The sequence below is a fragment of the Neisseria sp. Ec49-e6-T10 genome, assembly GCF_051132615.1.
In the GTDB taxonomy this organism is placed as follows: domain Bacteria; phylum Pseudomonadota; class Gammaproteobacteria; order Burkholderiales; family Neisseriaceae.
The window spans coordinates 2051407-2072161 of the sequence record NZ_CP152375.1; the positions used below are offsets into that span (position 1 = coordinate 2051407).

24 protein-coding genes are annotated in these 20755 nt (G+C 37.3%); 11 read left to right on the forward strand and 13 right to left on the reverse strand.

All coding sequences use genetic code 11. The features are described from left to right. Positions 1-465: 465 nt before the first annotated feature. From AADH04_RS10445 to leuC, 5 genes are all read right to left on the reverse strand, one after another. Positions 466-840 (reverse strand): DUF1090 domain-containing protein, encoded by a 375-nt coding sequence (locus AADH04_RS10445; protein WP_434777215.1) that lies wholly within the window; start codon positions 838-840, stop codon positions 466-468. Between the two features lie 217 nt (positions 841-1057). Continuing rightward, positions 1058-2122: a 3-isopropylmalate dehydrogenase gene (gene leuB, locus AADH04_RS10450; protein ID WP_434779835.1), complete on the reverse strand. Its 1065-nt coding sequence runs from the start codon at positions 2120-2122 to the stop codon at positions 1058-1060. Positions 2123-2197: 75 nt separating this feature from the next. Then, positions 2198-2836: a 3-isopropylmalate dehydratase small subunit gene (gene leuD, locus AADH04_RS10455; protein WP_434777216.1), complete on the reverse strand. Its 639-nt coding sequence runs from the start codon at positions 2834-2836 to the stop codon at positions 2198-2200. A 116-nt stretch (positions 2837-2952) separates the two neighbouring features. Beyond that, on the reverse strand, positions 2953-3078 hold the full coding sequence (locus AADH04_RS10460) for an entericidin A/B family lipoprotein (protein ID WP_434777217.1): 126 nt from the start codon (positions 3076-3078) through the stop codon (positions 2953-2955). A gap of 68 nt (positions 3079-3146) precedes the next feature. Next, the gene (gene leuC, locus AADH04_RS10465; protein ID WP_434777218.1) at positions 3147-4553 is read right to left on the reverse strand and encodes a 3-isopropylmalate dehydratase large subunit; all 1407 of its coding nucleotides are present in this window, start codon (positions 4551-4553) and stop codon (positions 3147-3149) included. Between the two features lie 318 nt (positions 4554-4871). On the opposite strand from leuC, the gene pncB reads away from it, so the two are divergent. After that, the gene (pncB, locus tag AADH04_RS10470; protein WP_434777219.1) at positions 4872-6077 is read left to right on the forward strand and encodes a nicotinate phosphoribosyltransferase; all 1206 of its coding nucleotides are present in this window, start codon (positions 4872-4874) and stop codon (positions 6075-6077) included. Positions 6078-6109: 32 nt separating this feature from the next. On the opposite strand, the gene AADH04_RS10475 is transcribed toward pncB, so the two are convergent. From AADH04_RS10475 to AADH04_RS10495, 5 genes are all read right to left on the reverse strand, one after another. Continuing rightward, entirely contained in the window at positions 6110-6883 is a 774-nt protein-coding gene (locus AADH04_RS10475) for a ferredoxin--NADP reductase (protein WP_434777220.1), read from the reverse strand. A 100-nt stretch (positions 6884-6983) separates the two neighbouring features. Then, on the reverse strand, positions 6984-9035 hold the full coding sequence (locus AADH04_RS10480; RefSeq protein WP_434777221.1) for an OPT family oligopeptide transporter: 2052 nt from the start codon (positions 9033-9035) through the stop codon (positions 6984-6986). A gap of 160 nt (positions 9036-9195) precedes the next feature. After that, entirely contained in the window at positions 9196-10665 is a 1470-nt protein-coding gene (locus AADH04_RS10485) for an inorganic phosphate transporter (protein ID WP_434777222.1), read from the reverse strand. 126 nt (positions 10666-10791) lie between these two features. Further along, positions 10792-11499, reverse strand: coding sequence for an SAM-dependent methyltransferase (locus AADH04_RS10490; protein WP_434777223.1), 708 nt, complete (start codon positions 11497-11499; stop codon positions 10792-10794). After that, entirely contained in the window at positions 11496-12083 is a 588-nt protein-coding gene (locus AADH04_RS10495; protein WP_434777224.1) for a Maf family protein, read from the reverse strand. Before AADH04_RS10495 ends, AADH04_RS10490 begins: the two co-directional genes overlap by 4 nt. Before the next feature lie 64 nt (positions 12084-12147). Here AADH04_RS10495 and AADH04_RS10500 point away from each other — a divergent pair, with 64 nt between their 5' ends. The 5 genes from AADH04_RS10500 (at position 12148) to AADH04_RS10520 (ending at position 15723) form a co-directional block, all read left to right on the forward strand. After that, positions 12148-12645, forward strand: a complete 498-nt coding sequence (locus AADH04_RS10500) for a YceD family protein (RefSeq protein ID WP_434777225.1) — start codon at positions 12148-12150, stop codon at positions 12643-12645. Between the two features lie 25 nt (positions 12646-12670). Further along, on the forward strand, positions 12671-12850 hold the full coding sequence (gene rpmF, locus AADH04_RS10505; RefSeq protein ID WP_434777226.1) for a 50S ribosomal protein L32: 180 nt from the start codon (positions 12671-12673) through the stop codon (positions 12848-12850). Between the two features lie 250 nt (positions 12851-13100). Continuing rightward, on the forward strand, positions 13101-14159 hold the full coding sequence (gene plsX / locus AADH04_RS10510; RefSeq protein WP_434777227.1) for a phosphate acyltransferase PlsX: 1059 nt from the start codon (positions 13101-13103) through the stop codon (positions 14157-14159). After that, the gene (locus AADH04_RS10515; RefSeq protein WP_434777228.1) at positions 14156-15118 is read left to right on the forward strand and encodes a beta-ketoacyl-ACP synthase III; all 963 of its coding nucleotides are present in this window, start codon (positions 14156-14158) and stop codon (positions 15116-15118) included. Before plsX ends, AADH04_RS10515 begins: the two co-directional genes overlap by 4 nt. Positions 15119-15276: 158 nt before the next feature. Next, positions 15277-15723: a hypothetical protein gene (locus AADH04_RS10520; protein ID WP_434777229.1), complete on the forward strand. Its 447-nt coding sequence runs from the start codon at positions 15277-15279 to the stop codon at positions 15721-15723. A gap of 70 nt (positions 15724-15793) precedes the next feature. Here AADH04_RS10520 and AADH04_RS10525 read toward each other — a convergent pair whose 3' ends face one another. Next, the gene (locus AADH04_RS10525; RefSeq protein WP_434777230.1) at positions 15794-16225 is read right to left on the reverse strand and encodes a MarR family winged helix-turn-helix transcriptional regulator; all 432 of its coding nucleotides are present in this window, start codon (positions 16223-16225) and stop codon (positions 15794-15796) included. A 138-nt stretch (positions 16226-16363) separates the two neighbouring features. Between AADH04_RS10525 and AADH04_RS10530 the strand changes: the two genes are divergently transcribed. Continuing rightward, positions 16364-17116, forward strand: a complete 753-nt coding sequence (locus AADH04_RS10530; RefSeq protein ID WP_434777231.1) for an SDR family NAD(P)-dependent oxidoreductase — start codon at positions 16364-16366, stop codon at positions 17114-17116. 75 nt (positions 17117-17191) lie between these two features. Here AADH04_RS10530 and AADH04_RS10535 read toward each other — a convergent pair whose 3' ends face one another. Together AADH04_RS10535 and AADH04_RS10540 are read right to left on the reverse strand one after the other, a co-directional pair. Then, complete coding sequence (locus AADH04_RS10535; RefSeq protein WP_434777232.1) at positions 17192-17572, reverse strand: hypothetical protein; 381 nt, start codon at positions 17570-17572, stop codon at positions 17192-17194. Then, positions 17565-18875, reverse strand: a complete 1311-nt coding sequence (locus tag AADH04_RS10540; RefSeq protein ID WP_434779836.1) for a homoserine dehydrogenase — start codon at positions 18873-18875, stop codon at positions 17565-17567. The genes AADH04_RS10535 and AADH04_RS10540 overlap by 8 nt, the downstream gene beginning before the upstream one ends. Positions 18876-18991: 116 nt before the next feature. On the opposite strand from AADH04_RS10540, the gene AADH04_RS10545 reads away from it, so the two are divergent. The 4 genes from AADH04_RS10545 (at position 18992) to AADH04_RS10560 (ending at position 20753) form a co-directional block, all read left to right on the forward strand. Next, a complete protein-coding gene (locus tag AADH04_RS10545; protein WP_434777233.1) occupies positions 18992-19357 on the forward strand; it encodes an Mth938-like domain-containing protein in 366 nt (121 codons plus the stop codon). Positions 19358-19462: 105 nt separating this feature from the next. Then, positions 19463-19900: a DoxX family protein gene (locus tag AADH04_RS10550; protein WP_434777234.1), complete on the forward strand. Its 438-nt coding sequence runs from the start codon at positions 19463-19465 to the stop codon at positions 19898-19900. A gap of 16 nt (positions 19901-19916) precedes the next feature. Then, a complete protein-coding gene (locus AADH04_RS10555) occupies positions 19917-20336 on the forward strand; it encodes an HIT family protein (protein WP_434777235.1) in 420 nt (139 codons plus the stop codon). A 66-nt stretch (positions 20337-20402) separates the two neighbouring features. Further along, the gene (locus AADH04_RS10560) at positions 20403-20753 is read left to right on the forward strand and encodes a Spx/MgsR family RNA polymerase-binding regulatory protein (protein WP_434777236.1); all 351 of its coding nucleotides are present in this window, start codon (positions 20403-20405) and stop codon (positions 20751-20753) included. Positions 20754-20755: the final 2 nt, after the last annotated feature.

Here is a 20755-nt window from a genome sequence, read left to right on the forward strand (position 1 = left end):
TCCGTTTTTTTTTACAATAGTTTTTTCAATACTTAAATATTTTTCGGACAATATGTGGTCAATCCAGCATATTGTTAAAAACTGGTTTTGTAACGTACGTTACAAATTTAAGGGCTCAATATAACAAAATTCCTTGTTGTTTTTCAAGTGAAGGATTTAGCCTGTTATAGAATAGGTAAAGCTAGACAAAAAATAGTTATTCAAGTTTCAAGCCAAGGGCTAATTATATGATAAAAATAGTACCTTTATGTTTTTTATAGAAATAAAAATAACTATGGTTTGAATAAAATCTATTTAAATTGACATGTTTAATGAAAGTTTATATAGAAAAAAGGATTTTTACGGAATTTCACACCCTATTTTTAATTGTGTAAATGATTGTTAAGGTGTGCACTAAATCTAACACTTATTAAAAAAAGGGCTATTAAGCCCTTTTTTTATGATTTTTTATAAAAGAACAAAATATTAAAGAGACGCTTTTGCTTCTGCTAAATCACTTAATGCTTCTTGCAATTTTTTTTGTTTTTTTGCTATTTTTTTGCTGTCATTTTTAGCTTGTGCTGCTTTGAGTTCACGTTCCGCTTTAGCAACATCATGCTCTTTTTCGGTGACTTTCTCTTGTCTTTTGGCTTGAAGCCCTTCATCAGTACAATAAGCTTTTACATCTGCAAGCGCTCTATTTAAACCTTGTAAACGATAGGTATTGTTGTGCGCTTTTGCGTAACTGATTTCTGTTTCAATGGCTCTTTGTTTGTCTGCACAGGTTCGAGGCGCAGCCATTACGCTGGTGCTGATCAGTGCGGTGCCCATAATAGATGCGGTGATAAGTTTTTTAATCATTATTTGTATCCTATATTTAAACTTGAAGAGATTATAGCACTAATAAAAAATTTAAAAAGATGTTAATGTAAATACATGCAAGTAAGCATTAAAATGTATGTAAATTTTATAAAGAAATACGGTTTTAGTGCATTTTAGAGTAAATTGTAAGGTGTAACATGTAGAAAAAACCAACTTAAACGTGTAAGTTGGTTTTTGTAGGAGTATAAACGATAGGTTACAGAGCGTTGACTACTGCGTCTCCCATATTATTACAACCGACTAGCTGGCAACCATCTTCATGAATATCTGGTGTGCGCAGTCCAGCTTGTAAGACTTTTTGTACGGCTGTTTCAATGCGTTTGGCTGCATCTTCCTGATGAAAGCTATAACGCAACATCATGGCTGCTGATAAAATAGTGGCCAAAGGGTTGGCTTTATCTTGTCCTGCAATATCTGGTGCGGAGCCGTGGCTTGGTTCATATAATCCTTTGCCTGTTTCGTTCAGAGAAGCAGAAGGTAACATGCCAATAGAACCAGTTAACATAGAGGCTTCATCAGATAAAATGTCACCAAAAATATTGCCTGTTGCAATCACATCAAACTGTTTTGGGGCACGTACCAGTTGCATGGCTGCGTTGTCTACGTACATATGGCTTAATTCAACATCGGGGTATTCTTTACTGATTTGTGTAAAAATTTGGCGCCAAAGCTCAGTGGTTTCTAATACATTGGCTTTATCGACAGAACACACTTTTTTATGGCGTTTTTGTGCAATTTGAAAAGCAATATGAGCAATGCGTTTGATTTCACTTTCGCAATAGCGCATGGTATTGATGCCTTCTTGCTCACCTTTATCATTGGTTTGAATGCCTCGTGGCTCACCAAAATAAATATCACCAGTAAGCTCACGCACAATCATAATATCCAAACCCGCAACGATTTCTGGTTTTAAGGAGGAAGCATTGGCCAATTCAGGATATAAAATGGCGGGTCTTAAATTGGCAAAAAGGTTTAAATCTTTACGAATAGCAAGTAGACCTCTTTCAGGACGCAAGGGACGGTCTAGATTATCATACTGTGGGCCACCTACGGCACCTAGTAGAACCGCATCAGCTTTACGGCAAATATTTTGCGTTGCCTCAGGGTAGGGAGAACCATATGCATCAAACCCTGCTCCACCTATTGGGGCATATTCAAATTGTAAATCAAGTCCTTCTTTTTTAAATACTTCCAGCACTTTTATTGCTTGTGTGGTAATTTCAGGACCAATACCATCACCTGCTAAAACGGCAACGTTCATACTCATGCATTTATTCCTTTATAATTTTGTACAAAATCTTACTAAAAAAGCTGCCAAGTCAGCAGCTTTTACCCTTTAATGAAATAACCAAGGTTGTTCTGCTTTATGTTTGGTTTCATACGCTTTAATGGCTTGAGTATGCGCTAAGGTTAAACCAATTTCATCTAGGCCATTAAGCAAACAGTGTTTTCGGTGTTCTGTTATTTCAAATTGATACTGTTCATTAGAAGGTGTGCTGACTGTTTGTGAGGGCAGATCAATCGTCAAACAATAGCCTTCCTGAGCAAAGGTTTGCTTAAAAAGCTCATTCACAACAGTTTGTGGTAAGACAATAGGCAACAAACCATTTTTAAAACAGTTATTAAAGAAAATATCGGCAAAGCTGGGGGCTATAACTGCACGAAAGCCATAATCATCGAGCGCCCATGGTGCATGTTCACGACTGGAGCCACAACCAAAATTTTGTTGTGTCAGTAAAATTTGTGCGCCTTGATATCTGGCTTGATTCAGTGGGAAATCTGGATTTAATGGACGCGATTGATGGTCCATCCCAGGTTCGCCATGGTCTAAATAGCGCCATTCATCAAAGCAATTCACACCAAAGCCTGTACGCTTAATGGATTTTAGAAATTGTTTGGGAATAATGGCATCCGTGTCGACATTTGCTCGATCAAGTGGCGCAACCAAACCAGTTAAAGTGGTAAATGCTTTCATTTTTTTCCTAAAACTAAAATTGGGCAATAACATATTGTTATTGCATTTAAATAAATTGTGGCTAAAAACAATTCAAATACTCATCTGAAGGTAAGTTGATCAGATAAGGTTATCGTTTATTTGCTTCCCACTCTTTCTATTGCTTGACCACCTTTTTGGATATCTTGCCCCACACCTTTTACTGTGTTGCAGCCAGTAAGCAATAATGTAAAACCACAAATCAGTATGAGTATTTTTTTCATTGTTCTCTCCTAAATGTTTGACTCATGATCAATTTAGTTTGTAGCAAATTTAAATAAACTAAATCATTTTAAATAGAACGAATATCCACAAAATGTCCGGCTATAGCCGCTGCTGCTGCCATGGCTGGGCTAACTAAGTGGGTTCTGCCACCATTGCCTTGCCGACCTTCAAAATTACGATTTGAGGTAGAGGCACATCTTTCTTCTGGCTGTAGCCTGTCATCATTCATGGCCAAGCACATTGAGCAACCTGGTTCGCGCCATTCAAAGCCAGCGTCTTTGAATATTTGGTCAAGTCCTTCTTGTTCTGCTTGTTTTTTGACTAAACCAGAGCCAGGTACAATTAATACGCGTTTGACATTTTGTGCTTTTTGTTTACCTTTCACAATAGCTGCCGCTTCTCTTAAGTCTTCAATTCGACTATTGGTGCAAGAACCAATAAACACAGTATCAATCAAAATATCTTTAATAGGCGTATTCGCTGTTAACCCCATATATTTAAGTGCTCGTTGCATACTTTCTTTTTTGACAGGATCTGTTTCAAGTTCAGGGTCAGGTATTGTTTGGGTGACACCCACGACCATTTCTGGTGAGGTACCCCAAGTAACTTGAGGTTCAATATCTGCTGCATTTAACTGAATCATTGAATCAAATTGAGCATCTGGATCAGAGACTAATGTTTGCCAATAGGCAACAGCTTTTTCCCACAGATCTTTACTTGGTGCGTATTTACGGCCTTTAACATAATCAATGGTGGTTTGATCTACAGCAACCAAGCCTGAGCGTGCACCAGCTTCGATGGCCATATTGCATAATGTCATTCTGCCTTCCATGCTTAGGTTTTTGACTGCTTCTCCAGTAAATTCGATCGCATAACCTGTACCGCCAGCGGTACCAATTTGACCAATAATATAAAGAGCCATGTCTTTAGCTGTGATACCAGGGTTTAAATGACCTGCGACATTAATTTGCATGGTTTTTGATTTTTTTGCCACCAAACATTGAGTGGCCATAACATGTTCTACTTCGCTTGTGCCAATCCCATGGGCAAGTGCACCAAAAGCACCATGTGTAGAAGTATGAGAGTCGCCACATACAACTGTCATGCCGGGCAAAGTTGCGCCTTCTTCTGGTCCCATAACATGAACAATACCTTGACCTTTATCTTTAAAAGGAAAATAGGCTTGAACGCCAAATGTTTGGATGTTTTCGTCCAGTGTTTGGACTTGTAAGCGAGAAATAGGGTCTTTAATGCCTTCATCCCAGTGTTCTGTTGGCGTATTGTGATCTGCCGTTGCAACAATACTGTCTGAACGCCATAATTTACGGTTTGCCAGCTTTAATCCTTCAAAAGCTTGGGGACTCGTGACTTCATGCACTAAATGACGGTCAATATACAATAAGGCTGTGCCATCGTTTTCTTCTTGAACAATGTGGCTTTGCCATAGTTTTTCGTAAAGGGTTTGTGCTTTCATAGGTATTATTCTTTAGTTTATGTTCTGGATGGATGAATTAAGTAGATAGATATTAATACTGTATCGGGTGTTGACTCAAGTGCTTGGCGGCATTTTGTTGTGTTTTCTTGTGATTTACTGCCTTGAATTTTTTGAATATATGTCTAATTTCAAGCAAAATGATGTTGGTTTGAAAAAATAGACTTTAAATAAAGATGTAATAACAAAGGTTTATTTAAAAACTCACAAAAAGAGAAAGAAACATGGTTTAATGCTGCTTTAAAGCATCAAAATACGTGATTTGTTGGATATAAAAATACATTAAGAAGGATGTTGTACATGGTCAACGAACCAATCATTGAATCTTTATTGGATACAGATTTATATAAATTTACAATGCTGCAGGTGGTTTTGCATCAATTTCCACAAGCTTATGGGCAATATGCATTTCGGTGCCGTAATGATGATCAAACACAATATCCATTGACCCAAATTAAAGAAGAATTAGAAGAACAACTTGATTTTTTATGTGCCTTAAAATTCAAGGCAGATGAGCTAGAGTTTTTGCGTACGTTACGCTTTATTAAAAGTGACTTTGTTGATTATTTAGAACTTTTTCAATTAAAAAGGCGCTTTATTGAAGTTTCCGTCGATGAGCAAAATCGTTTGGCGATTCAAATTCATGGCCCACTTGTACAGGCAATGTTTTTTGAAATTTTTGTTTTGTCTATTGTTAATGAACTTTTTTTCCGCCGTTTAAGTACGCCTGCTATTTTGGAAGAAGGGGAAAAACGATTACAAAAGAAAATTGCCTTATTGCAAGAAATTGAAATCATTCAAGATAAGAAAACCCCATTTTTGGTTTCTGATTTTGGTACACGTCGCCGTTTCAGTAGAAAATGGCATAAACATGTTGTACAGAGTTTGCATCAAGCTTCCCCACGTATTGTGAAAGGAACAAGTAATCTTGGCTTGGCCAGAGAATTGGGGATTATCCCAATTGGTACAATGGCACATGAATTCATGCAGGCTTTTCAGGCTTTAGATGTTCGTTTACGTAATTTTCAAAAGGCAGCATTGGAGTCGTGGGTGCAAGAATATAGGGGCGACTTAGGGATTGCGTTAACTGATGTGGTTGGCATGGATGCGTTCTTACGTGATTTTGATTTATATTTTGCGAAATTATTTGATGGTCTTCGTCATGATAGTGGTGATCCTTATGAGTGGGGTGAAAAAGCCATTACCCATTATAAAGAGCTGAGGATTAATCCTGAAACCAAAATGTTAACGTTTAGTGATGGCTTAGATATTCAGAGTGCTTATGCTTTACATCAACATTTTAAAGGCCGTATTCGTACCAGCTTTGGCATTGGCACCAATTTAACCAATGATATGGGGTTAGAGCCATTACAGATTGTGCTCAAATTGATCAGTTGTAATGGCCAATCAGTCGCTAAAATATCGGATAGTGCAGGTAAGACTATGTGCAGCGATGAAACATTCTTGGCTTATTTGCGTCAGGTTTTCTCTGTAGAAGAAAAATAATGAGTTTATAAATAAATATTAGAAAATGGAGATTAAAATCCATTTTCTAATAAAATTTGTCCAGGTAGTTTTACCCTATTTAAACTGAATCCTTTTTGCATTAATACTTTATGAGTATCTGTAACCATTTGAGGGTTGCCACAAATCATAAAACGGGTACTGTGTACATTAAATGTTTGTTCTAATGCTTTTTCCAATTCGCCATTTTGAATACATATAGGTAAACGCTCATTTAAACAATTTTGATGGTGTTCACGTGTCACAACAGGTTGGTATTTAAGTTTTGCCCCCATGTCTTTGAATAACTCATGTTGTTGTAGTTCTTGGATCGTTTCTTGATAAACCAGCTCACTGATATAACTGACACAGTGTACTAAGCTTAAATTTTGAAATCTGCTCCATATTGAGGGTTGTTTTAAAATGGATAAGAATGGCGCTAAACCAGATCCCGTGCTGAGCATCACCAAATCTTGCCCATCTTGAAAGCGTTCTGGTAAAAAGAAACCATTGGCTATTTTTTCTAGTAAGAAAGTGTCCCCAGTCTTAATTGTTTCAAAGTGTTGGCTAAATGGGCCTCCTGGAATCAAAATGGCATAAAACTCTAAAAAGTCATCGTATTCTGCACTGACCATAGAATAAGCACGCCAGATAAAACCATTGTTTTGTGCAAACCCTAATCGTGCAAATTGTCCCGCACTGAACCGAAAATTTTTTGGCCGGGTAATGGCAAAGCTGATGTGTTTAGGTGTGTGGTTTTTTACCCATAAAATGGTTTCTTGGGTATATTTTTCTTCGATTGTTGTCATATTTTTTTCTTTATGGAAAAAACTTATTGTACTTTAAGTTAGAAAACACTACCAGATACAATATCTGGTAGTGTTTATTCTGGTGAATGGGTTTGAAATATTATTTTGATTTGTTAGCACTTAATGTGCGACGGATAAATAAAATACAAATAAGAATAAAAGCAAATAACCCTGCAAAATGAGTCATTGTGTCAATTGAGTCACCTAATACAGGTGTTATAAAAGGAAGCAGTGATAAAGGCGCATCTGTACCACCTGTACTGATGCTAATCACAATCACGACAGCCAAGGCAACACCAACCAAGCTTTCTCCAACAATTAAGCCTGATGCAATCAGTGCGCCTTTGCGTTCCACAGGTTTGGCTAGACTTTCTTCTGATACATTTTGTTTTTTAGCTTGGGTTTTGACTTGTCGGCTTATGATCCAAGACAATACTGCGCCAATAATTAATGGTGCTGTTACAGCCGCAGGTAAGTAAATACCCATACCTACGGCAAGGGCAGGGATACGTACCTTACTTTTCTTCTTACTCAAAATAGAGTCTATAACAATAATAACTGCACCAATAATCAAACCAATAATGATCATTTTCCACTCAAGCTGATGAGAGAAAATACCTTTTGCTATAGTTGTCATCAGTGTTGCTTGAGGTGCGGCTAAAGCTTGTGAAGCATCCATGCCTTCTCTTGGCATGGCACCAGAAAATCCATAAGCCTCATATAGCAGCTCCAATACGGGAGAAATCACAATTGCTCCGACCACACAACCAATCAGTAAAGCAACTTGTTGGCGCCATGGAGAAGCACCAACTAAATAACCTGTTTTTAAATCTTGTAAATTATCATTTGAGATGGTTGCAATAGCTAAAACCACACTGGTGATGAAAATAGCCAAAGCCGTGGCAAATTGTGAGCCTTCTGGCGTACTGAGCATACCATTTAATTCTCCTATGCCTAACAATAATAAAGAAACGATGGTAATAGCAATGATGCCGATCCCAGAAATGGGGCTGGCAGAAGAACCAACTAAGCCTGCCATATAACCACAAGCAGCAGCCACTAAAAACCCCATAATAAATGAAAACAGTACTGCACAAATAACCAAAGTCCATGCGATACCAGCGGATAAATGTGCATCTGCAATAAATGAATAAAATGTGGCAACCAATATTAAAGCCATCATAAGGCTAAACAGAATAATGGTTTTAGGCGATAAATCCCTTTCTGTGTCAGCGATACTTATGCCTTGTTGTGTATTGTTTAGTGCTTGAAATGACATTTTCATGCCTTCAATCATGGGTTTTATCAAGGTAATTAACGTCCATATGGCAGCAATGGCCAGAGTACCTGCACCGATAAAACGTACATCGTTTTTCCATATGTCCGTTGCAAAGGCGGCAATACTCATACCTTCAGGTATCGTGGCTTGAGCTGTCAGGGTTGGAATAGAAACGCCCCAAGCAATGATTAAACCTAAAAGAATAGCCATACCAGATGTAATGCCAATTAAATAGCCCGCACTTAATAAAGCCAGTGAGAAACCAACTGGTACTTGGAATATGGCTTTGCCTTGGGTGAACCAATAACTGACGCTGTCTGATAATAAGCGGAACCCATTTGTAGCCAAACTGATGATTGCTGCAATAGAACCACCAAATAAAATATCTTTAAGTCCACTACTGTTGTCATTGTCTTTATTGTCTTGGGAGCCCGCCTTTAAAATTTCTGCTGCAGCAACCCCTTCTGGATAGGGTAGATCACTTTGTACCACCATTGCGTGACGAAATGGAATCGAAAACATCACACCCAGCATACCACCAGCGGCACAGATTAACATGGTTTGCCAGAATGGGAAGTTCTGCCAATAACCAATCATGAGTAGGCCAGGTAGAATAAAAATAATAGAAGAAAGTGTGCCTGCGGCAGAAGCTTGCGTTTGTACCATATTGTTTTCAAGAATATTAGCGCCTGAAAATAAGCGTAAAACAGCCATAGAAATAACTGCCGCAGGAATAGCAGAGGAAAAGGTTAAGCCCACTTTTAAACCAAGATAGACATTAGATGCCGTAAAGACTACGGTAATTAATGCACCTAGAATCATCCCACGAAGGGTTAGCTCTCTGATGCTGGTGGTGGTTGGTAAATGTGTCATAACAAACTTTCTTTAAAATAAATGATGACTGTGTCAATAAATGACCATGTCAATAAATTTTGCAAATTCATAATATTAAAAAAATCTATACGTGAGTATTGTGCTCAGGTATAGATTTTTTTATCTACATAAAGTGTTTAGGTGAAAGTGTACCCATACATTAAGCCAGTAGAGTGGCTAGAAGGAAAAACAAACCACCTGATAAAATCATGGCAACTGGGAAGGTAAATAACCAAGCCAGTAAAATATTACGAATGGTGACCCATTGTAGGCCTGATTGATTGGCGACCATTGTGCCAGCGACACCACTGGATAAGACTTGGGTTGTGGATACAGGTAAACCAAATAGGTTGGCAAAACCAATACTAATGGTTGCGGTCACTTGTGCACAAACACCTTGGGCATAGGTCATTTCTTTTTTGCCAATGCCTTCTCCAACTGTTTTAACCACACGTTTCCAACCTACCATGGTGCCAAGCCCTAATGCAGTTGCTACAGCAAAAATAACCCATAAAGGTGCATATTCTGTTGTTAAGGCCAAATCCTTACGCAAAGATTTTAAATAGGTTTCATCTGCTTTACTTAGACCTTCTAATTTTTGAAAATGTTTGGCTGCATCATCTAAGCACATTAAATGACTGCGTATTTTCCAGCGGGTATCGGCAGATAAAGATTTAAATTCTTTGATTCCCGCTAAAGTGTTTTTTAAGGCGTGTACATCTTGAGAGAGATTGCCAATTTGGCAAGAAATATCGGTTGTGGATTTGTTAAGCGGTTTGTAATCTGAAAAACTTTGTGTGATTTGTGTTTGGTAAGTATTTTGGAAACTTTCTAAACGAGATGCAGCAAGGAGGGTTCGTTCTATTTCATATTGAGTTGTATTTAGATTGATCACAAAGCCAGCTGGCACAATTGCAATCAAGATCATCATCACTAAACCGACACCTTTTTGTCCATCGTTGGAACCATGAGCAAAACTGACGCCTAAAGCAGATAAAATCAGAAAAAAGCGGGTCCAAAAAGGAGGGTGTTTTCTGCCTTCTACTTCATTTCTCTGATAAGGCGATTTATGAATATTGGCTTCTGGCACAAAACGTTTGAGACATAAAAGCATGATGCCTGCAATAATAAAGCCCACAAAAGGAGAAATAAGCAAAGCCAAACCAACATCAATCGCTTTGCTCCAGTTAACACCAGTGGCTAAATCTTCTCCTGCTAAAAAAGTATTGACTAAACCCACGCCAAGAATAGAGCCAATTAAAGTGTGTGAACTGGATGCAGGTAAACCAAAATACCATGTGCCAATGTTCCAAGTTATTGCCCCAATTAACAGGGCAAATGTCATGGCAAGCATACGATTGGTATCGTTTGAAATCAATACGTCAACTGGTAGTAGGTGAATAATTGAGTACGCAACAGCTAAGCCACCTGTAGCCACACCAATAAAATTAAACAGACCAGAAGCAATAACAGCATGGGTTGGTTTCATTGATTGGGTATAAATGACCGTTGCAACTGCATTGGCTGTATCATGAAACCCGTTGATAAACTCAAATGCTAAAACCATCAGTAAAGAAAGCAACAAGAGAAGGATGAGTCCAAGGCTTAGATCAGAAAAAAGTTCAAACATTATATTATCAACAATGGTTAATTTAAGGAAGAATTGTTAAGCTTTGTAAAGCGTGAGTCAAGTCTTTTTTGCATAAATAAATAAATAAAAAATATAAGAGTGGCTCATTAGATAAAATATATTATTTCATTCATGATGTAATATAAAAATACATGGTTTTTTATGTAAATTAGGTATGTCTTTAGGCCATTGTCCCACAGGTTTACTGATGATTTTTTGTGTGGGTAAGGTCAGATCACAGGCAATACAAAATCTGGTTTGTTTGTTTAAAGATTGCAGTGCATCTTCAATTAAGCTCATGTTTCGATAGGGTGTTTCTATAAAAATTTGGGTTTCGTTGGACAATTGTGATTTTTTTTCTAAATCTTTTAACGCTTGTTTTCTGCCTAGAGTATCTGCAGGCAGGTATCCATTAAAGGTAAAGCGTTGACCGTTTGCACCAGAAGCCATAAGCGCCATTAAAATACTGGACGGACCAACTAATGGTTTAATCTCAATGCCTTTTGTATGCGCTAAGGCAACCAAGTTGGCTCCTGGGTCAGCAACTGCTGGACAACCTGCTTCGCTGATCAGGCCAACATCCAGTCCTTGTAACAATGGTTGGATGAGTTTTGATAAGTCATCAGATTGATTGTGTTCATTTAAAAGCTGTAAGTCCAAATCTCGAATAGGACTTGTGACACCTAAAGCTTTTAGGTGTTTTCGGGCTGTTTTTTCTGCTTCTACAATAAAGTATTTTATTGCCACAATAGCCAAGCGTTCATGTTCTAACAGCCATGGTGTGTTTTCATCACCTAATGGTGCGGGAATCAGCCATAAAGAACCATAATTCATATAATATCAATACCTTCATTATTTAAAAATTCAACTAATTTGAAAATAGGCAGTCCCAATAGCGCATTAGGGTCACAGCTATCAATCCGTTCAATTAAAGCAGCTCCTAAACCTTCGCTTTTTGCCGCACCAGCACAATAAATGGCATCAGGCTCTTTGTCCAGATAATGTTCAATTTGTTGGTAGGTTAATGTACGCATTGTGACACAAGTTAAATCAATATGAGTTTGACAGTGATCAAAATCGCTGTGTAAAACACATAATGCACTATAAAACTCAATGCTTTGTTCACTCATATTGGCTAACATGATTTTGGCGTTATCTATGGTTAAGGGTTTACCCAATTGTTGACCATTTAATAGTGCAACTTGATCTGCGCCAATAATAATGCTGTTTTTGTGTTTTGCTTTGAGTGAGTACGCTTTATTTTTTGCTAACCTTAATGCAGTATCAGGGGCAAACTCACCAATTAGGGGTGTTTCATCACAAGTAGGGGCAATTGCTTGAAAGGGGATGCCTAAACAATTGAGTTGGTGTTTTCTTGTGGTTGATGTGGATGCCAGAATAATAGAAGGTTTGGACATGTTTCAGGTCTTTATTTAAAGTTGATTGACAAAATAATGCAAAAGATTATATCATACGCGGTTTATGTTAACCCCTGATTTGATTGATCCAGTTGCTTTTGCTCGAGAAGAGCGTTTGATTAAAAATAAACTTTTGATCAGCTCTCTTGATGGCAGATTAAGCAAACACGAATTCTTAGCCGATGCTGAGGGTGAGTGTGATTTTTGCTTGCAAGGTGGAAAAGATAAGCTGCAACGGTATTTTTTGGCTTTAACTGTTAAAGCTAATTTGAGTTTGATTTGTCAGCGTTGTCTTGATGTTGTTCCATTTCATATTGATGAAACAAGTCGCATTATCTTGTTTTTTAATGAACAAAAACTGGATGAGGCGATGGAGCAGGACCCTGATTTAGAGGGTATTCTGGTTGAACCAGAAATCAGTATTCAGACGTTGATTGAAGACCAACTTATTATGGCGTTACCGTTGGCTCCTAAACATGAAGACTGTGGCAACCCTAGTTTGGATCAAATCAATCAGGATAAACCAAACCCATTTGCGGTTCTGGCTAATTTAAAAAACTAACTGGTTTATTTTTAGGAGCAATACAATGGCTGTTCAACAAAATAAGAAATCTCCCTCTAAACGTGGGATGCATCGTTCTCATGACTTTTTGACTGCACCTGCTTTGGCTGTTGAAGCCAATACTGGTGAAGTACATTTGCGTCATCATATTAGTCCAAATGGTTTTTACCGTGGACGTAAAGTTGTTAAATCTAAAGACGAATAAGTCTTAAGCTAACTATTAAAAAGCCAGATTAAAGCACCAGTTGCTCTTGATCTGGCTTTTTCTTTTTTGCATTATTCTTAATAAAAGGATATATTGTTTTTCTTGATTAAAATACATTGTGCTGTTCATAAAGTATTTGCTTAATCAATAAAATTTTTGAAATTATTCAATTTTATACGGTTTTTTTGCTGGATTTATCGTTTTTTAAGATAAAAGAGAAAATGGCTGTCAATATAAGGAAGTTTGATTCATGATTACCATTGCAGTGGATGCTATGGGCGGTGATTTTGGTTTAGAGGTGACTGTTCCTGCTGCGGCTTATTTTTTAAATAATCATCCAAATGTGCAGTTGATTATGGTTGGTGATCAAGAGCAATTGTCTGCAGCAGTAAAAGTACACGCTGCGCATGTGTTAGATCGAGTAACCATTGAACATTCAACTGAAGTTGTATTAATGGATGAGGCGCCACAAATCGCTTTAAAAAATAAAAAAAATTCGTCCATGCGTCTTGCCATTAATCTTGTTAAAGAGGGTAGAGCGCAGGCGATTGTTTCTGCTGGAAATACTGGAGCCTTAATGGCAACAGCACGCTTTGTATTAAAAACTTTAACAGGCGTTGATCGTCCTGCTATTGCAAAATTTATGCCTAATGCCCAACAGGGAGTCACTTGTGTATTGGATTTAGGTGCCAATGTAGACAATACGCCAGAACAATTATTACAGTTTGCCATTATGGGTTCTGAATTAGCATCTGCGGTGTTGAATAAACCTGAACCTAAAATCGGTTTATTGAATATAGGCGAAGAAGAAATAAAAGGTAATGAATTGACAAAAAATACCTACCCTTTATTAAAGGCATCAGGGTTAAATTTTGTGGGTAATGTTGAAGGCAATGATATCTTTAAAGGTAATGTGGATGTGGTGGTGACAGATGGTTTTGTTGGCAATGTTGCTTTAAAATCAGTTGAAGGTATTGCCAAAATGATCAGTGAAACATTAAAAGCAGAGTTTACACGCAGTCTATTTACGCGTTTATGTGCTTTAGTTTCGTTACCTGTGTTAAATGCTTTGAAAAAACGAGTAGACACTCGTCGATATAATGGTGCCATTTTCCTTGGTTTAAAAGGCATTGTGATTAAAAGCCATGGTGGTACAGATTCTGTTGGATTTGGGTTCGCTTTACAAGAGGCTTATGAAGAAGTGAAAAATAATGTGATCGAGCGAATGGAGCAAGGTATGATCACGCAAATGAATAAATTAAACGCTTCGGCTGTATCTCAGAACACTACACTAGAGGATAAAGAATGACCAGATACGCTAAAATTTTAGGAACAGGTAGTTATTTACCTGAAAATAGAGTCACGAATGATGATTTGTCTAAAACTTTGGATACTTCTGATGAATGGATTTACTCTCGAACTGGTATTAAAGCCCGTCATCTTGCATCAGTAGAGCAAAATACCAGTGATTTAGCGGTTATTGCTGCACAAAGAGCTTTAGAAACTTCTGGTGTTACTTGTGATGAAATTGATCTTATTGTTTTGGCGACTTCTACACCGGATGTTATTTTTCCCAGTACAGCCTGTATTGTGCAAGAAAAATTAGGTATGAATGGTTTTGCTGCTTTTGATGTGCAAGCGGTGTGTGCAGGGTTTATGTATGCTTTGGTTACAGCTAATGCTTATATAAGTAGTGGCTTGGCGAAAAAAGCGTTGGTTATTGGTGCCGATACATTTAGCCATATTATGGATTGGACTGATCGCAGTACCTGTGTGTTGTTTGGTGATGGTGCTGGTGCTGTTGTGTTGGGACAATCAGACGAGCCAGGCATTATCCATGCAAAATTGGCTGCTGATGGGCGTTATCAGCATCTATTAAATACGCCAGGACAAGTGGTTCATGGTGAAGTAGTTGGCCGTCCATTTTTGCAGATGAATGGGCAAGGCGTTTTTAAGTTTGCTGTTAAAGCTTTGGCAAAAATTGCCGAAGATGTTTTGAATGAATCTGGTTTTAAACAAGAACAAATTGATTGGTTGGTTCCTCATCAAGCGAATGTGCGTATTATAGAGTCAACTGCAAAACATTTGGGTTTGAGTATGGATAAAGTTATTGTGACTTTAGATGAGCAAGGTAATACATCGGCTGCTTCCGTGCCTTTGGCGTTGGATTTCGGTGTCAAATCAGGCCAAATCAAACCTGGTCAGCATTTGATGTTGGAAGGTATTGGTGGTGGTTTTGCTTGGGGCGCTGCATTGGTTAAGTATTAATAAATAATATTTTCGAAAATAGCCTTCTGCTTTGAATAAGAGTAGAAGGCTATTTTTATATGTTTATTACTTTGTTCACTAATTATTGTAGGAAATAATGGTATGGGATCATTTAGCTAATTGTTTCGATTTATATTGTTATATAAGGAAAATAGTTCATGATAGATGTTATTTACAAACCAACCAAACGTTTAAAACGCATTTTAGTGGCTATATTATTACCTCCACCTTTGGGTGTGTTTATTCTTTCCATCTATATATTGTGTATTGATCTTTTTCGAGGGTTTGATGTAGATTTGTTTCCTAATTTAATAAAAAGTTTAGTGCTATTTACACCCATTGCTTATATTTTATTTGGTTTACAGTCAATTTTATATGCTTTTGTTATGGAGTTCTTTATTAATCCAAATATAAAAAATAGTTTTTTTGTCATCATTTTTAGCATTTTATTGGGTATGCTCTCAGGTATTGTCTTAGGTTTGATGGGGACAGATGGTTTGGCCATAGGTGTATTGATTGGTGCTGTTGTTGGACTAATTGTAGGTATGATTGTTCGTCGTATGTATTGTCGTTATCTTGTAGAAGAAACAATAAGATTAGGATAGCCCGAAAAAATAGGGTTGTACTTAAAATTTTTGTGAATTAGAGCCGTGAGAGGAATCATAGAAATGATTTTTAATGTTTTTGTTCTAAAGCATCATTAATTTTATTACATAGTTCTACCAAGATTGCTTGTTCCCCCGATGTGAGTACAAGTTGTACTTGTTCCATAATGTATGTTCTACCATTGGCTGCACGTTCAAGAAAATCAAATCCCTTTTGAGTTAATAGGGTAATCATTACCCTACCATCATCATCGGATTTTATTTGATGAACCAATTCTAATTTTTTTAAGGTACGTAGTGATTTAGATAAATTTTGTCTGGAAATACCTAATTTGGTACTCAGTAAAGATGGCGTTGCTTGTCCACATGAACTTAATATATCCAATACATTGTATTGAGCCCATGTGATCATTTCTGGCGTATGTTTTTGTCTTTGTGCAACAAGATTACATTGAAGCAGAGATAAAGCTTGTGCTAAAGACTCTTCAAGGTTTTTATTCATATCGTGACTTCGTAAATTAGTTTTCATTATTTAATTATTTTAGCCTGTAATTGACATTTTTATCTATATTTGATTAACTTTGGTTAATTAAATATAATCTTGATATGGGTATGAAAATCTAAAGAGATGAGGAGCAATATGAAAGACTTTATGGATAAAGTCGCCATAGTCACTGGGGCAACAACAGGGGTAGGTGAGGCAATTGCCAGAGAACTCTTCGATAGAGGGGCAATTGTTTTGATTACGGGTAGAAAATTATCCGAAGTACAGGAAGCTGCCAGACAAATGGATCCTTCTGGGCAATGGGTTATTCCTGTGCAAACAGAGGTAAAAGATCATCAATCAGTTGCCTCATTAATTCACCAAGCAATGACACAGTTTGGCAAGCTCCATTATCTTGTGAATAATGCAGGTATTACTGGACCACATAATGTGTCGATTTGTGATTATGCTATTGAAGATTGGCATAATATTATTGAAACTGATTTAAGTGGTGTGTTTTTCGGGATGAAATTTGGTATCCCAGCCATTATTCAAAGTGGTGGCGGTGCCATTGTGAATTTATCTGCTATTAATGGCGTTGTTGGGATTGCAGGCATTGCACCTTATACAACAGCCAAACATGGTGTGATTGGATTAACTAAAGCTGCGGCTTTAGAATATGCACAGAAGGGTGTTCGTATTAATGCTGTTGGCCCAGGATATGTTGATACGCAAAAAATGCAGATGTTAACAGATACGGTACATGAATACTTAGCCAATACTCATCCAATGAAAAGAATGGCAACAGGTAAGGAAGTTGCCAAAACGGTGGCTTTTTTACTGTCAGAAGAAAGCTCGTTTACAACAGGTGCTTTTTACCCAATTGATGGGGGGTATACTGCACAGTAATTGGGTCAATAAAAAAGCAATACTTTATATAAGAGTATTGCTTTTTTATTTAAGTGCTTATTGAACGATTCATTCTTATTGTTTGTTAGGGGTATTTTGAATATCCTTTAAACATTGAACACTGCGCTCATTCATCTTGTCTTTTCCCCCCATTTTTGCCATACGTTCTTCTGGGGTCATTTTAGAAAAACGAACAATATCATCATCCGTTAATTCATGAAAAAGTCCAGTAAAATAACATTGACAATAAGCAGCAGGAACCCAGTCGGTGGGTTCTTGAATCCCAGCATCTTTAAGTTCTTGCTGCCATGTTGGTGCAAATGGGGCATTGGTTGTGCAACTGTCAATCAGTTTGGCTACGGTTTCTTCCTTCGTTAAAGCCATTTTTGACATAAAAAAGACCAAAACACAAAGCGTTGCAATGACCATTAACCAGATGCGGATTTTTTTACGCATCAAATGGTTCCATTCTAATACGAATGACTTTTCCATGAGTAGTTGATAAAGCTTCAATATTTTCAATTGCTTTATTCATATTGTGCTCAATAGTCCCATGGGTCAGAATCACAATTTCAGCATCTTGTTTGTTGCTGGCGTCTTTTTGAATCACAGCTTCAATAGAAATATTTTGTTCTGCCAATAAACGAGTAACCTCTGAGAGGACACCTACCTCATCTTTGGCACAAATACGCAAATAATAGCTACTGTGAATTTGTTCCATAGGCAATATAGGAATATTTTTTATGTGATCAGATTTAAATGCCAAATAGGGCACGCAATTATTGGGGGAGGTATTGATTAAGCGAGCAATATCAATAATGTCTGCCACTACTGCTGAGGCAGTAGGTAAGGCACCTGCACCTGCACCATAGGATAAAGTAGGACCAACCACATTACCTTTAACATAGACGGCATTCATGACACCATTTACATTGGCAAGTAGGCAGCTTTCAGGAATCAAAGTTGGGTGCACACGTAATTCAATACCTTGATCAGTTTTGCGGGTAATACCCAATAATTTGACACGATAGCCTAATTCTTCGGCATATTTTATGTCTTTGCCATCTAAGTGGCTGATGCCTTCTAAAGAACAAGCATCAAATTGCATGGGAATACCATAAGCTAGAGCAGACATAATAGTAATCTTGTGCCCAGCATCATTTCCTTCTATATCAAAAGTCGGGTCTGCTTCTGCATAACCTAGGTTTTGTGCCTCTTTAAGTACGTCAGTAAAGCTAGCCCCTTTGTCGCGCATTTCGGTCAGAATAAAATTGGATGTGCCATTGATAATACCTGCAATCCATTCAATATTATTGGCCGCTAAACCTTCACGTAATGTTTTAATGATTGGAATACCGCCAGCAACGGCTGCTTCAAACATGACCATAACTTGTTTTTGTTGGGCTAATGAAAAAATTTCATTGCCATATTCAGCAATTAATTTTTTATTGGCTGTCACCACATGCTTACCATGGTTGATTGCTTCTAATATAAGCTCTTTAGCAATAGTCGTACCACCAATAAGTTCAACCACAATATCAATATCTTTGGCTCGCACCACTTCAAAGGCATCTGCAACAATTTGAACGTCATCGCCACAAATTTGTTTGGCTGCATCCAAATCTTTACTGCTGGCCATTAATAAACGGATGTCTCGTCCAACTCTGCGGCTGATTTCTTCTGCATTTTTTTTGAGTACTTGTACTGTGCCGCCGCCGACTGTACCGACGCCTACTAATCCGACATTAATGGGGTTCATGCTTAATCCTTTGTTCATAAAATGTGAAGTTGCCCTAAAGGGAAGTAAAAGGCTTATAATCCTAGCTGAAAATGGTATTTTTTGCATCGTTTATCATGCAAAAAGGGAGAATAAAGGTGCAATTTGATTTAAGTTTGCCACAGGATGGCCTTTTTTTTAAAAGTTATGATGATGATTTTATAGAAATTAATGGACAAAAATTTCATCAGGCGTTTCACGTGAATTTTTCGAGTGTGACTCAATTAGATTCCTTAACTTTTGATGATGTTTCAGCGACGACTTTTGCGCAAGCAATCATGGAAAAGCCAGAGCTGATTATTATTGGTTGTGGCCCATTGCAAAAATTTTTACACCCAAAAATTCATGCCTATTTGGCTGAACACAAAATTGGTTTAGAAGTAATGGTCACACCTGCTGCTTTAAGAACATTTAATGTACTAAAAGGTGAGGGACGCAAAGTATGGGCTTGGGTCTTTTTTTAAAGATATTTATGTTTCTTTTGTTAAATGGAAAATATTTAAAATGAATAATTTTTTGTTCGGTTTACTCGCTGCCAAGCACCCAACAAAAGCGATAGGGTTTTTTTATTGATTTATCGATTTTGTATTGGGAGTTTTTTTGCTGCATCTGGATACAATAAATTATTTACGTTTAAAGGCAATGAAGTGATGGCTGCGACGATTCACGAGGCAGGTATTCCTTTCCCAGATATTATGTGGCAACTGGTGGCATCGGTAGAATGCTTTGGTGGTCTGTTACTGATGATTGGTTTTTTAGCTCGGATTAATGCCTTAGCTTTTCTCTCAATTAGTCTGGTGGCTTTGTTGACTGTAGGCATTCATCAAATACCAATAAATAGTGATTTTATTACATGGTATAGTTGGTTATTTTATTTGCCAGAGCCACTGTATGTATTGATTTTAATGCCAATATTGGTTTTAGGCGCAGGTTGGTTAAGTGTTGACCAATTGTTGTGTCAACGTTATGGTAAAAATAAAAAAGATTATTTTTTTCATATAAGATAATTTAAAAGGTATTTAAATGGATTGCCCTTTATGTACAACTGTCGGTAAAAATATTTTATTTGAGTCTGATTTATTATATGTGGTGGCGGTTGAAGATGATGCTAAAGCCCCCGCTTTTTGCAGGGTTATTTGGAAAAAGCATATTCAAGAAATGACAGATTTAACTGCTAATGAACAACAATATTTAATGAGTTGCGTGTTTAAAGTAGAAGCAGCCATGAGACAGGTTTTGCACCCAACCAAAATGAATTTGGCCAGTTTTGGTAATCAAGTTCCTCATTTACATTGGCATGTGATTGCTCGTTTTCAAACAGATAGCTGTTTTCCTGACCCTATTTGGGCACCTGAAAAAAGGGCAATGCCTGCATTAAATTTACCTGCAAAGTGGCATGAGCAAGTTGCAAAATTGTTGGGTGAGTCAATAAAAGCAATATAAATAATCAAAGTTATTTAGGAAAGATAGAGTACAATAATGCCCTAAATATAAGAGAAGGTTGGTTTTATGATTAAGCTTTATGGTATTCCTAATTGTCAAACAGTGAAAAAAGCCCAAACTTGGTTAAATGAGCAGAATATTGAATTTGAGTTTGTGAACTTTAAAAAAGATGCACCAACAGAACAATTGGTGCAAAAATGGTTAACCGAGGTACCATTATCAACATTGGTGAATAAAAAAGGAACAACTTGGCGCAAGTTAGATGCACAAGAGCAAAGCCAGCTGGAAAATGAACAATCAGCTATTGCTTTAATTTGTACTCACCCAAGTATTATTAAACGTCCCATTTTAGAAAAAGATAATAAAGTGGTACAAGTTGGTTTTACTGATGAGTTATACCAGCAAATTTTTCATTAATT